At 68.2% G+C, this 13,977-nt stretch carries 8 protein-coding genes; 3 read left to right on the forward strand and 5 right to left on the reverse strand.

Going from position 1 to position 13,977, the window contains the following annotated elements; all coding sequences use genetic code 11:
• Positions 1-74: 74 nt before the first annotated feature.
• Complete coding sequence (locus WJ16_RS14955) at positions 75-1,361, reverse strand: sensor domain-containing phosphodiesterase (protein WP_069257711.1); 1,287 nt, start codon at positions 1,359-1,361, stop codon at positions 75-77.
• 296 nt (positions 1,362-1,657) lie between these two features.
• Between WJ16_RS14955 and WJ16_RS14960 the strand changes: the two genes are divergently transcribed.
• Positions 1,658-3,325 (forward strand): Na+/H+ antiporter, encoded by a 1,668-nt coding sequence (locus WJ16_RS14960; RefSeq protein ID WP_069257712.1) that lies wholly within the window; start codon positions 1,658-1,660, stop codon positions 3,323-3,325.
• Positions 3,326-3,410: 85 nt separating this feature from the next.
• Here the strand turns inward: WJ16_RS14960 and WJ16_RS14965 are convergent, their stop codons facing one another.
• Entirely contained in the window at positions 3,411-6,983 is a 3,573-nt protein-coding gene (locus WJ16_RS14965) for an indolepyruvate ferredoxin oxidoreductase family protein (protein WP_069257713.1), read from the reverse strand.
• A 1,829-nt stretch (positions 6,984-8,812) separates the two neighbouring features.
• Entirely contained in the window at positions 8,813-9,370 is a 558-nt protein-coding gene (locus tag WJ16_RS14970) for a sugar O-acetyltransferase (protein WP_069257714.1), read from the reverse strand.
• Between the two features lie 371 nt (positions 9,371-9,741).
• Between WJ16_RS14970 and WJ16_RS14975 the strand changes: the two genes are divergently transcribed.
• Entirely contained in the window at positions 9,742-10,356 is a 615-nt protein-coding gene (locus WJ16_RS14975; protein ID WP_069257715.1) for a glutathione S-transferase family protein, read from the forward strand.
• Positions 10,357-10,417: 61 nt separating this feature from the next.
• On the opposite strand, the gene WJ16_RS14980 is transcribed toward WJ16_RS14975, so the two are convergent.
• Together WJ16_RS14980 and WJ16_RS14985 are read right to left on the reverse strand one after the other, a co-directional pair.
• Positions 10,418-11,377, reverse strand: coding sequence for an ion channel (locus WJ16_RS14980; protein WP_069257716.1), 960 nt, complete (start codon positions 11,375-11,377; stop codon positions 10,418-10,420).
• A gap of 178 nt (positions 11,378-11,555) precedes the next feature.
• Positions 11,556-12,575: a sulfate ABC transporter substrate-binding protein gene (locus WJ16_RS14985; protein ID WP_069257717.1), complete on the reverse strand. Its 1,020-nt coding sequence runs from the start codon at positions 12,573-12,575 to the stop codon at positions 11,556-11,558.
• 451 nt (positions 12,576-13,026) lie between these two features.
• Between WJ16_RS14985 and dapA the strand changes: the two genes are divergently transcribed.
• On the forward strand, positions 13,027-13,920 hold the full coding sequence (dapA, locus tag WJ16_RS14990) for a 4-hydroxy-tetrahydrodipicolinate synthase (protein ID WP_069257718.1): 894 nt from the start codon (positions 13,027-13,029) through the stop codon (positions 13,918-13,920).
• Positions 13,921-13,977 lie beyond the last annotated feature (57 nt).

Raw genomic sequence — 13,977 nt, forward strand, 5'->3', positions numbered from 1 at the left:
GGCCACCGCGCGGTCAGTCGCGCCGGCGGTCGCACTGGCAGCCGGCCGCTCGCCGCCTTCGGTGCATCCGGCGTTCAGCCGGCGCCGGCTTCGTCGTCGTCCCAGTCGATGTCGCCGCACAGCACGCGCTGCGCATCGCCGACACGCACGGCCACCGACAACGTCACGCACGGCTGCGCCTCGTTGATCGACAGGTACGGCCGCGTGACCTGCACGCGCCCCGGCTCGGCGATCGCCGAGCGGAAATACGGCCGGCGCAGCCAGTTCGCGCCCTGCGCATCCGCCAGCGGTGAGAAGCGCGCCTCGGCGAGCGCGCGGTCGGCGCGCAGCACGACGTTGCGGCCCGACTGACGGCCGTGCGCGTCGAGCAGGAAGCAGCGTGCGGCCGCGTCGAGCGCGAGGAAGTTCCAGCACACCTCGTCGAGCGGCTCGCCGGCCGCGAGGCGCTCGGCCGCGCGTTCGAACGCGCGCAGGTACGGCGCGAGCCGCTGCGCGTCGCGCCGCTCGCGCGCCTCGGTCTGCTGCCGGTAACGCTCGGTCAGTTCACCGATACAGCCCGTCGCGGCCTCACTGTCGGGCAGCCCCGGCGCCGGCCGGCCGAAGTAGTAGCCCTGCACGAAATCGGCCTCGCACGACAGCGCGATCTGCGCCTCGTGCTCGGTCTCGATGCCCTCGACGAGCACGAGCTTGCCGGCCTCGTGCAGCAGCGTCACGAGCCCGTGCAGGATCGCGGTGAGCCCGGTGCGGTGCGCCGCGTGCGACAGCATGATCCGGTCGAGCTTCACGATGTCCGGGTTCAGTTGCCAGATCCGCTCGATGTTCGAGTGCCCCGCGCCGAAATCGTCGAGCGCGATCAGGAAACCGTGCGTGCGGAATTCGCGCACGGCCTCGGCCAGCCGCTCGACGTCTTCCGCGCGCTGTTCGAGCACCTCGAGCACGACCCGGCGCGGCGGCATGCCGAGCCGCTTCAGGTTCGCGAGCAGCGCGGCCGCCTGGAACGGGTCGGTGAGTACGCCCGGATGCACGTTGAGGAACAGCCATTCGCGCTCGGCCCCGAGCAGCGTGAAGTTCTCCAGATGCAGCGCCTGCGCGAGCCGGTCGAGCTGCAGCAGTTCGCCCTGGCGCGCGGCTTCGCCGAACACGTCGAGCGGCGACACAGGGCGATCGAGCGCATCGTGCGCGCGCAGCAGCGCCTCGTAGCCCACCGCACGCTGGTGCGACAGGCTGAAAATCGGCTGGAACACGGTGGTGAGCGTCAGATCGCGGTGCTGCGTCGCCAGACGTTCGAAGCCGGAGCTCACTTCCCGCTCGAACCGGTACGGCGACGCGGCGGCCGGACGCTCCTGTTGCACGATCGTCATGCCTTCCTCCTGGTAGTGCCTTCGAACGCGGCGTCCGGCGAAGCGAACGGCGTGCGCAATGTCATGGTTGGACCCTCGGTTGCCCGGTCGACGCCGGACGGCTGGCCAACATCAAGCAAGCTCCGTGCAAGGTACCGAAGACCCATGCGCCGCGCGGACGCACCGGGCTGCCGCACCGGCGTGGCGCACGTCGCGCGCACCATTTTCGTGCGCGCGCACCGGCCGCTCGAACGCACCCGTCACGCTGTCACGCTACACTCCGTACGATCGTTTCATTCCCCGTATTCGCCGTATCGATGGAAATCGTCTTCACCGTCCTGATTTTGCTGCTGACCGTCGCGCTGTCCGGCGCCGTCACGCGCATCCTGCCGTTCCAACTGCCGTTGCCGCTGATGCAGATCGCGTTCGGCGCGATCCTCGCGTGGCCGAAGTTCAACCTGCACGTCACGTTCGATCCCGAAATCTTCATGCTGCTGTTCATTCCGCCGCTGCTGTTCGCGGACGGCTGGCGGATTCCGAAGCGCGAGCTGTACCTGCAGCGCCGCGCGATCCTGATGCTCGCGTTCGGGCTCGTGTTCATGACGGTACTCGCAGTGGGCTACTTCGCGCACTGGCTGATACCCGAGTTGCCGCTGCCGATCGCGTTCGCGCTCGCGGCCGTGCTGTCGCCCACCGACGCGGTCGCGCTGTCGGGCATCGCCGGCAAGGGCCGGATCCCGCCGCAACTGATGCACATCCTCGAGGGCGAGGCGCTGATGAACGACGCGTCGGGCCTCGTCGCGCTGAAATTCGCGATCGCGGCCGCGCTGACGGGCATGTTCTCGCTGCGCGACGCGTCGGTCACGTTCGTGATCGTCGCGGCCGGCGGGCTCGCGACGGGCGCGATCGTGGCGTGGGTGTTCAGCACGCTGTCCACGCGCTTCCTGAACGCCGAGCAGGAAGGCGACCCGGCGCCCGGCATCGTGATGACGCTGCTCGTGCCGTTCGCGGCCTACCTGTTCGCCGAGCACCTCGACCTGTCGGGCGTGCTGGCGGCCGTGTCGGCCGGGATGATGATGAACTACACGAGCTTCTCGCGCAAAAGCACCGTCGCGTCGCGCGTGCGCGCCGAGAGCACGTGGGCGATGATCGAGTTCGTGTTCAACGGCATGGTGTTCATCATGCTCGGGCTGCAGTTGCCGCACATCATCGGCCGCACGCTCGTCGACGCGCATCACACGAGCGACGCGCTCGTCGGCCGGATGATCTTCAACGTGTGCGCGATGATGCTCGCGCTGTATGCGATCCGCTTCCTGTGGGTCTGGCTGCTGCGCTGGTTCGCGAGCCGTCGCGCCGCGCGCCACGGCCTCGCGGGCACGATGGCCGGCATCCGCACGATCGCGGTGATGACGGTCGGCGGCGTGCGCGGCGCGGTCACGCTCGCCGGCGTGCTGTCGATTCCGGTCGCGCTGTCCGACGGCGTGCCGCTGCCGGGGCGCGACACGGCGATCTTCGTCGCGTCGGCGGTGATCCTCGGCTCGCTCGTCGTCGCGGTGATCGGCCTGCCGCTGCTGCTGCGCGGCGTGCGCTCGTCGCGCAACACGCTCGGCGACGAGGAACGCGCGGCGCGCGCGGCCGCGGCCCAGGCCGCGATCCGCGCGATCGATTCGTCGCACGACGCGATCTCGGCCGATCTCGACGAATCGGGCGCCGCGCGCTGCGCGGACATCTCCGCGCGCGTGATGGACCAGTACCGCCGCCGCCTCGCGACCCTCGCCGAGGACGGCCCCACGCCGCGCGCGGAAGCGAAGCAGACCGAAACGATGGAACTGCAGATGCGGATCGCGGCCGTGCGCGCGGAACGCTCCGCGCTGTACCGGCTGCGCAGCGAGAGCAGGATTTCCGACGAGACGCTGACCAAGCTGCTTCGCGAGATCGACCTGTCCGAAACCGCACTGTCCACGCGCAAGAAAGGCATTCTCTGACGGCCCGGCCGCGGCCGCAGCGGCCGCTCCAATGAAAAACGGCGACGCACCTGCGTCGCCGTTTTCACATCCGCCCGCGCGTGCGTTACTTCGCGACGACGACCGGAATCCCCTTCAGCATCCCCGCGCCCTTCATCTCGTCGAGTGCGTGCTGCACGGCCGCGCTCGTCGCCGCGTCGATGCCGAGCTGCAGCGCGAGTTCGCGCTCCGCGCGCTTCACGCCGGCCAGGTTGCGCACCTTCACGTGACCGAAGCCGCGCACGCGGGCGTGCAGGTCGGCCAGTTGCACGACCTGCGCGGCATTGCCGGCCGTCATCGCGGCGAACGCACGCGTGATCGTCGTTTCGTAGTCGTCGGCGAGCGCGCGCTCCATCTTCCGCTCGACGGTGCGGCCGAACGGATCGAGCCACGTGCCGCGCAGGCTGCGCACGCGCGCGAGCACGCCGAACACCGGCCACATCCACTGGCCGAACACGCGCTTTTTCGGCACGCTGCCGTCGCGGCCGGCCTTCGCGACCGTCGGCGGCGCCAGGTTGAACTTCACGCGGTAGGCCTGCCCCGGCACGCCTTCGAACTGCGCTTCGAGCGCCGTGCGGAACGCGTCGTCCGTGTACAGCCGCGCGACCTCGTATTCGTCCTTCACCGCGAGCAGCCGGTAGAACGTCGTCGCGACCGCGCGTGTCAGCGCGTCGTCGCCCTTCGCGCGCGCCGCGTTCACGAGCACCCGGTAGCGCTCGACGTAGCGCGCGCCGCCGTATGCGTTCAGACGCGCTTCGCGATCGGCGATCAGCTCGGCGAGCGTCTCCGGTGCAGCATGCACGGCCACCGCGTGCCGCGCGTTCCACAACGCGTCGAGGCCCGCCGCGTCGCCGGCCGCCATCCGGCCGATCGAGAACGCGAGCTTGTTCATCGGCACCGCGACGTTGTTCAGCTCGATCGCGCGCATCATCGCCGCGAGCGACACCGGCACGAGGCCGAGCTGCCACGCGTAGCCGAGCATCAGGATGTTCGCGCCGATCGAGTCGCCGAGGAACTTCGCGGCGAGCGCCTGCGCATCGCAGCTCGACAGGTAGCCGTCGCCGGCCGCGTGATGCATCTTTTCGAGCAGCGCATCCGCGTGCAGGTTCGCATCGGGGTTCTGCACGAACGACGCGTTCGGGATCCGGTGCGTGTTGACGACGATGCGCGTGCGCTCGTGGCGCACCGTCTGCAGCGCCTCGGCGCTGGCGCCGACGACCATATCGCACGCGAGCAGCACGTCGGCCTGCTGCGTGTCGATGCGCACCTGGTTCAGCCACCGGTCGCTCGACGCGATCCGCACGAACGACAGCACCGAGCCGCCCTTCTGCGCGAAGCCCATGAAGTCGAGCACCGACGCGCTCTTGCCTTCGAGGTGCGCGGCCATGCTGATCAGCGCGCCCACCGTCACGACGCCGGTGCCGCCGACGCCCGTCACGAGCATGTCGAACGGCGCCGCGTCGAGATGCGTGGCCGGCACCGGCAGCGCATCGACGCGCGCGGCGAGCGCCGCTTCGTCGAACGCGGCACCGGCCGCCTTCTTCAGCGCCGCGCCTTCGAGCGTCACGAAGCTCGGGCAGAAGCCGTTCACGCACGAGTAGTCCTTGTTGCACGACGACTGGTCGATGCGGCGCTTGCGGCCGAGCGGCGTCTCGAGCGGCTCGACCGACAGGCAGTTCGACTGCACGCCGCAGTCGCCGCAGCCTTCGCACACCGCGTCGTTGATGAACAGGCGCTTGTCCGGGTCGGGGAATTCGCCTTTCTTGCGGCGGCGGCGCTTCTCGGCCGCGCAGGTCTGGTCGTAGATCAGCACGGTGACGCCCGGCGTCTCGCGCAGCTCGCGCTGCACGGTGTCGAGTTCGCTGCGGTGATGGAACGTCGTGCCGGTCGGGAACTGGCCGTGATGGCCGTCGTACTTCTCCGGTTCGTCGGACACGACGACGAAGCGCGACACGCCTTCCGCCTCGACCTGCCGCGCGATCTGCGGCACCGAGATGCTGCCGTCGACCGGCTGGCCGCCCGTCATCGCGACCGCGTCGTTGTAGAGGATCTTGTACGTGATGTTCGCTTTCGCGGCCACCGCCTGGCGGATCGCGAGGATGCCCGAGTGGAAGTAGGTGCCGTCGCCGAGGTTCTGGAACACGTGCTTCGTGTTGGTGAACATCGCATGCGCGGCCCAGTCGACGCCCTCGCCGCCCATCTGGATCAGCCCGGTCGTGTCGCGCTCCATCCAGGACGCCATGAAGTGGCAGCCGATGCCCGCCTGCGCGATCGAGCCTTCCGGCACCTTCGTCGACGTGTTGTGCGGGCAGCCCGAGCAGAAATACGGCGTGCGCTTCACCGCGTCGGCCTCGTTCGACAGGATCTGCGGCGCGACGAGATCGACGACGCGTTCGCGGCGGTCGAGCGCCGGCTTGTGCCGCGCGAGCCACTCGGCGAACACCGGCAGGATGCGCGACGGGCGCAGTTCGCCGAGCTCGGACAGCAGGCAGGCGCCGGCCGCATCGTGCTTGCCGAGCACGCGCGGGCGCGCGCCTTCCGTGCGGTTGTACAGGTAGTCCTTGATCTGCTGCTCGATGACCGGGCCTTTCTCCTCGATCACGAGCACTTCGGCGAGCCCGTCGACGAAGGTCTCGATGCGCGTCATCTCGAGCGGATACGACAGGCCGACCTTGTAGATCCGCACGCCGGCCGCGTCGAGGTCGGCCACCGTCAGGTCGAGGCGGCGCAGCGCTTCCATCAGGTCGAGGTGCGCCTTGCCGCAGGTGACGATACCGACGTTCGCCTGTGCGCTCGGTGCGATCCACTTGTCGATGCTGTTGGCGCGCGCGAAATGGCGCACCGCGTCGAGCTTCGCGGCGAGCCGCGCCTCGATCGTCAGGCTCGGCAGGTCGGGCCAGCGGTTGTGCAGGCCGCCGGCCGGCGGCGTGAAGCCTTCCGGCGCCGGCCAGCGCGTCTGCAGCGCGTCGAGGTCGACGGTGGAGCCCGACTCGACCGTTTCCGAGATCGCCTTGAAGCCGACCCACGCGCCCGAATAGCGCGACAGCGCCCAGCCGTACAGGCCGAATTCGAGCATGTCGGCGATGTTCGCCGGATTCACGACCGGCATGTGCCACGCGATCATCGCGAAGTCGCTCTGGTGCGGCATCGACGACGACACGCAACCGTGGTCGTCGCCCGCGACGACGAGCACGCCGCCGTGCGGCGACGAACCGTACGCGTTGCCGTGCTTCAGCGCGTCGCCCGCGCGATCGACGCCCGGGCCCTTGCCGTACCACATCGCATACACGCCTTCGACCGTGCGTTCGGGATCGGCTTCCACGCGCTGCGTGCCGAGCACCGCCGTGCCGCCGAGTTCCTCGTTGATCGCGGGCAGGAAGCGCACGCCGCCGGCGTCGAGCAGTTTCTTCGCCTTCCACAGCTGCTGGTCGACCATCCCGAGCGGCGACCCGCGGTAGCCGCTGACGAAGCCGGCCGTGTTCAGGCCCTGTTCGGCGTCGACGGTGCGCTGCATCAGCAGCAGGCGGACCAGCGCCTGCGTGCCGGTCAGGAAGATCCGGCCGCGCGTCGCGGTCAGGTTGTCGGTGAGGCGGTAGTCGGACAGGGAGGGCGTGCCGTCGACGGGCAGGCGGGCGGTCATGGGGGGTGTCTCCTGATTGTGCTGTTCTGGGCTGCGCACCGGCGCGTCGGGCGACGCCGGCCGGAGGCGGCTGGATGGCTCTATTTTTTCGCGGGGAGACGAGAAAGTTTTTTCTCATCTTGCTCGGCCAGCCCCGAAGTGAGAAAAACCGCGTAGGTTTCGGGAGGGAATTGAGAGAATTTTCGCGCGGGGTGGTGGGCGGCGGTTGGGCGGGATGGGCGAGATGGGTGGGCGCTTGCCTCGACATCGCGGGTGACGAGCGGGACGTCGGCCGCTGGTACGGCGGCGGGTGCTCGGGGCCCGTGCGACAAGGTTTCGGCGGGGAAGCGGCGGCGTGCTCACCGATGGAATGCACAGCGTTCGGAGTGATTGCGGGCGCGGGATGTCCACAATGCCGGGGCTGCCGGCCGAGCGGGCGATCGCGCTCACCGTTCGATCGCACAGGGTTTCGAGTCGCGTCGTGCGCCGGATGTCCACACCTCGATCTGTCCGCCGTTCATGCGGACGCCGACGCTCACCGTCGAAATTCACAGCGCGACGAGTCGATGCCGGCAGGAGATATCCACACCGCTGGATCGCTGCGTGGCCGCTGCGACGTTCGCGCTCAGCGTCCGGATGCACAGGGCCGTGAGTCGATTCGGCGGCAGGATATCCACATGGCCGTGCGGCCTTCGTGCGCGCCGTTGGGCAGTCGAGCGAGACGCCGGTATGGGTGTGCATATCGCCACCCGCGGACACTCAAAGCCCTGTGAATTTCGACGGTGAGTGATGGTACGGACTCGAACGAGGGTGCCGATTCTGGTGTGGACAGCCCGATCCGCGACGACTCTGAACACTGTGAATTTCAATGGTGAGCGAAGGTCCGCGCTCGAACAAGGGTGCCGAATCGGGTGTGGATCGCCCGATCCGCAACAACTCTCAACACTGTGAATTTCAATGGTGAGCGACGGCACGACGATCGAACCAGGGCACCGATTCGAGTGTGGACAACCCAACCCGAGAGCAGTCGAGACGCTGTGAAATTCAACGGTGAGCGTGAGCGCCCTGTCGCACGAAGGCGGCACTTCGGCGCGATCAGCCGCCCCGCAACCACGCTGCGCCCCGTGGCTCCGGATTCGCGCAGACGCGGCCGAGCCGCACGCACGCGCCCCTCACCGCTGAAATACACAGCAGGTCGACTGGCTTCGGCGACCGGCTATCCGCCTCGGTGCACGGGCTCGAACGGAACGCGCGATCGCGTGTGCGGTTAGAATGCGCAACCGCTCGAAGCGATGCCGAAGATCACGAACGGGCACGCCGCTCGATCGGCCACCGACGCTCACCATTGAAATACACAGCGCTGCGAGTGAATTCGGCTGCGAAATATCCACACCGCGATACACGCCCGGATGTATCGCCGATCCACGCGTGCCGTTAGAATGCGCGGCGCCTCGAATTCCCGCGCGACGCGCGCTCGACTCCCGGAAGTCCATACCAGGCAAGCCTCACCCGCAATCGGTCGCCGACGCTCACCCTTCGGAAGCACAGCATTTTTCGTCGTTCGGAGTCGCGGTTGTCCACACCCTGCATCACGCTCACCGATGAAAAGCACAGCGTGGCGAGTGATTTGAGGGCCGGGATATCCACAACCGACGCCGCGCAGGAATGTGCGGCCAGCGCATCGGCAATGTCGGCTCATGCATCTGCCCGCGAGCGGTGTCGAATGCCGGGAAGTCCCGCCGATGCTGGCTCCAGCGATACACTCACCGTTCGCATCCACAGCGTTTCGAGTGGTCGGCGGGGCCGGTTGTCCACATTCACGTCGCCGCTGAAGAGGCGCTCAGCCACCGTCACTCGGCAATCGATCGAATGATCCGCGCCGGATTTCCACCGACCAGCGTATTCGGCGGAACGTCCCGCGTAACGACCGAACCCGCGCCAACCACCGCGTTCTCGCCTACCATCACGCCGCCGATGATCGTCGCGCCGGCACCGATCCATACGTTCCGCCCGATCACGATCGGCTTCGCGACGACGAACTCGCGCCGCCGGGAAGGTTCGACGGGATGGCCGGACGTGATCAGGCTGACGTTCGGCCCGATCATCACGTCATCGCCGATTTCGAGCCCGCCGAGATCGTAGAACGTGCAGTTCTGGTTGACGAACACGTTGCGCCCGAGCTTCATGCCGGTACCGCCCGTCGCGTAAAACGGCGGGATCAGGACGAAGCGGTCGTCCACTGGCGTGCCGATCAGATCGCCGAACAACGCACGAACTTCGGCGGCATCGTCGAACGTCAGGCGATTGATCCGCGCAGTGATCGACATCGCCCGCTTGATCTCGGCCACCATCTCCGCAGATTCCGGCGTTCGTCCTGGAATGATTGTGGTGCGATCGTCGTTTGCCATGCGTGGAGCTCTCCGATTAATTCCATGTTTCGCGATGCGTCGGCGACCGCCGGCGGATGCCGTGTTGCCGTGTTGCCGTGCTTCCGTATGAGCCGACGCTGCCGGCTCCGCGATGCCATTCGCATGAGTCCGGCTCAAATCAAAATTGCAGGCGCCGTTCATAACTAGTATCAATATAACTAGTTATGAATAAACCTCCTTGCAACATAAGCCTTTGCCCCTCTTTCCGCCCGATCCACGCTCGACGTACCCCCATCCAACCATCGCCCGCCGCTTGCCATCGTCGACCGGCCGCCCCTGTCCGAACCTTCGGCGCTCGGGTACGCTTGAGCATCACCGGACCGACAGCTGCACCCGAACGCGGAGGCGCGATGAAGCTCTATTACTGGCCGAAGACCCGGGCATTCCGGGCGTTGTGGATGCTCGAGGAGCTCGGCGTGGTGTACGAACTCGTGCCGATCGACCTGCGCTCGCACGAACAGGGCAGCGACGCGTTCGTGCAGGTCAACCCGATGGCCAAGCTGCCCGCGCTCGACGACGGTAGCGTCCCGTTCGCCGAATCGGGCGCCGTGCTGCTCTATCTTGCCGACCGTTGTCCCGGTGCCGGGCTCGGCGTCGCGCCCGACGATCCGCTGCGCGGCCGTTTCCTCCAATGGATGTTCTTCACGCCGACCTGCCTCGAACCGGCGATGGCCGAAAAATTCACCGGCGCGTCGGGCAATCCGGTCGCGTTCGGCTGGGGCAACATCGCACGGGTGCAGCGCGCACTGGCGCAAGCGCTCGCCCATGATCCGTGGCTCGTCGGCGACCGTTTCACCGCGGCCGACCTGCTGCTCGCCAGCACGCTGAAAATCGCATTCGACGCGCATCTGCTGCCGCACGAAGGCGTGCTCGGCGACTACGTCGCGCGCGCCGAGGATCGCGACGCGTTCCGGCGCGCGGTCGCGATCGAACAGCGCGAGGCGGCCCGTCTGCTGCACGCTTGACGAGTAGACGCGTAATGCGCGAACGCGGGCGCAGGCGCCGCCCGACCACCCGCGCGCGCCATTACGCGGCCGGCCCCGACGCAGCGCCCGCATCGACCACCGCGCCCGGCGAGCCCCGTTCGTCGGTATCGACATCGACCGGCACCACGTCATGAAAATGCGTGTAGTCGATATGCGTGATGCCGTCCTCGTCGTGCATCAGGTCGACATAGCGGTGACGCCAGCGGATCTCGCCATGCGTCCACGAATGACGCGCCTGCATCACCTGCGCGGTCGTCTCGTCCGAGCCTTCGATCGTGATCAGCAACGACGCGTCGCGCGCGGCGAGCGATTCGGGCGTCTCGCCGAACAGCGCGCTCGATTCGTCGATCACGTGCATCAGGTTCCAGCCGAGCAGGAAGATCGGATGCTCGCTGCGCACGAGCGGCAGGTCGTGGATCTTGCGCAGCGTGTAGCCCTCGTGCGTGCCTTCGACGCGCATCAGCCGCAACTTCGCCTGCGCCTCGGCAATCACGTTCTGGCGTGCATTCGCGGCGCGCACCATCAGCGTCATCCGGCCGTTCAACGGCCGCACGACCGCATAGCGCGCGAACAGGATCTTCGCCTGCGGCCGTGAAAACCGCGCGAACACCAGCCCCGTGGCCATCGCGATGCCCGACATCCCGATGAAGATCTCGAGCGTCGCGACCAGGTGCGCATAGACGGTCTGCGGATGCATGTCGCCATACCCGACGGTCGCGAGCGTCTCGACGCTGAAAAAGAACGCGCCGCCGAAGCCGGCCGGCGACTGGTTCGCGATCGACGCGTGGCCGAGCAGGTAGAGCACCGCGAAGACGCCGTTGAGCAGCAGGAACAGCGCAGCGAGCGCCAGGAAGAAGACGGGCCAGCTCACCGTCAGCGCGCGGTGATAAAGGTCGCGCCAGCCGGGCGGCGGCATCCCGTACGCGACGACCGGGCGCGTGCCCGACCAGAGCTTGCGGCCACGGCCGCGGGGAGCTGGGGAGGACGAATCGACGTTCATCGCGCGGCGCCGGAAGCAGGGAGGCGATGAGCGTAGCACGCGCGGCGGCGGCCGGGTATGCGTGCCGGTTCGGAACGGGCTTCCGCCGCGCCGCCGGCTGCGCGGCGAAAAAAAACCGGCCGCGGAAGCGGCCGGCTGCGTCGTCAGCGTGCGGAGGCGCGCACGATATGCGCGCCGCTCACTTGCGGTCGACGATCACCTGGTCGAACGTGCCGCCGTCGGCGAAGTGCGTCTTCTGCGCGTTGGCCCAGCTGCCGAAGACCTGCTCGACGCTGAACGTCTTCAGCGGCTTGAATTCGGCCGCATGCTTCTTCAGCACGTTCGCGTCGCGCGGGCGCAGATGGTGCTGCGCGATGATCTCCTGCGCTTCCGGCGTATACAGGTAGTCGAGATACGCCTGCGCGACCTTGCGCGTGCCCTTCTTGTCGACGACCTTGTCGACGACGGCGACAGGCGGCTCCGCGAGGATGCTCGCCGACGGATACACGGCGTCGAACTGCGCGCCCGACGCGCCTGTGTCCATCAGCGCGACTTCGTTCTCGAACGTGACCAGCACGTCGCCGATGCCGCGCTGCGTGAACGTCGTCGTCGCGCCCCGGCCGCCGGAGTCGAGCACCGGCACGTTGCGGAAGATCGCCTTCTCGAAGTCGATCGCCTGCTGGTCGGTCGCGCCCTTCTGCTTCTGGAAGCCCCACGCGGCGAGATACGCATAGCGGCCGTTGCCCGACGTCTTCGGGTTCGCGATGATCACCTGCACACCCGGCTTCGCGAGGTCGCTCCAGTCCTTGATCGCCTTCGGGTTGCCCTTGCGCACGAGGAACACCATCGTGGTCGAGTACGGCGAGCTGTTGTCCGGGAAACGCGCGCGCCAGTCCTTCGGCAGCAACTGGCCACGCTCGGCGAGCAGGTCGATGTCGTTCGGCTGGTTCATCGTCACGACGTCGGCCTGCAGCCCCTGCAGCACCGACAGCGCCTGCGCGCTCGACGCGCCGTGAGACTGCTTGATCGCGACCGTCTCGCCGGTCTTCTGCTTGTACGCGGCGGCGAAGCTTGCGTTGATGTCCTTGTACAGCTCACGCGTCACGTCGTACGACACGTTCAGGATCGACGTATCCGCGTGCGCGGCCGTCGCCGCCACGACCAGCGCCGCCGCCGCGCCCGTGTGCAGCCAGCGACCGATCCCCTTCATGCTTGCCATCGTGATATGCCCCGTTTCCAGTGGTGGTGAATGTGCGTGACGGCACGCGTACGCGCTGTCATCCAAACGTAAGCGGGCATTCTAGCGGCCGCGCGCGGCACGCTTTCCAATCAGTCGTGGAAAGCAAATCTCGAATTCTGCTAAACGGCGGCGCGCGCTCGCGCGCGGATCGTAACCGGTGTTAAGATCGCCGCTCAGCCCACTTACGGTTCCTCCATGTCCGCTACCCTGCGCTCGCTTCCGATCCTCGCCGCCGTCGCGGCAGGTGCGCGCGCGGCCGGGCTGAAACTGAAAAAACGACTCCTCGACTGACGGGGACGTCGCGTCCCGTCAGGCGAATGCCGGACGGGATGCCCGCAGGTCGTTTCTCTTTCCTTGCTTGCACGCCTCGCTCCGGCCCTGCGCCGGCGGAACGGTTCCTTCCCACTCCGTTTCCATCATGAGGCTTTGCATGAACACACGTTTCGAAGGTATCTGGCTGCCGATCATCACGCCGTTCCATCACGGCGAAGTCGACCACGCCGCGCTCGCGCGGCTCGCGCGCCACTATGCGGCCGCGGGCATCGCGGGCTTCGTCGCGGGCGCGACGACCGGTGAAGGCGTGCTGCTCGACGCGCGCGAACAGGACGCGGTGTTCGCGACGCTGCGCGAAGCGGCGCCCGGGCTGCCGATCGTCGTCGGGCTGACCGCGAGCGCGACGCATCTCGCGGCGGCCCGTGCGCGCGAACTCGCGGCGTTGCGGCCCGACGGGCTGCTCGTCACGCCGCCCGTCTACGTCCGGCCGACGCAGGACGGCATCCGCCGCCACGTCGAGGCGATCGTCGACGCGGCCGACCTGCCGGTGCTCGTCTACAACATCCCGTACCGCACGGGCGTGAACGTCGAACTGGAGACGCTGCAGGCGCTCGCGCGCGACGCGCGGGTCGCGGGCATCAAGGAGTGCGGCGGCACGCTCGACCGGATGAGCCGGCTCGTGCACGACACGCCGCTCGCGATCCTGTCCGGCGACGACAACCAGAACTTCGCGGCGATGTGCGCCGGCGCACACGGCGCGATCGCGAGCAGCGCGCACGTGCTGCCCGAATGGCACGTGCGCATCCATGCGCTGCTGCGCGACGGCCGGCTCGCCGATGCACGGCGCCTGTCGGTCGCGCTGCAGCCGCTCGTCGCGGCGCTGTTCGCGGAGCCGAACCCGGCGCCGGTGAAGGCCGTGCTGGCCGCGCAAGGCTGGTGCGAGGACGGGCTGCGGCTGCCGTTCGTGCCGGCGAGTGACGCGTTGAGGGCGCGGCTGGCGGCGATCCGGGCGGCACTGAACGAAGTCGAGCCGGACATCGCAGCGGCATGAATCCCGTCGGCGGCCAAGACTGCGCACCCGTGCGCTGAGCCTGGGGTCGTGGGTCAC

The organism is Burkholderia metallica (genome assembly GCF_001718555.1).
Classification (GTDB): Bacteria; Pseudomonadota; Gammaproteobacteria; order Burkholderiales; family Burkholderiaceae; genus Burkholderia; species Burkholderia metallica.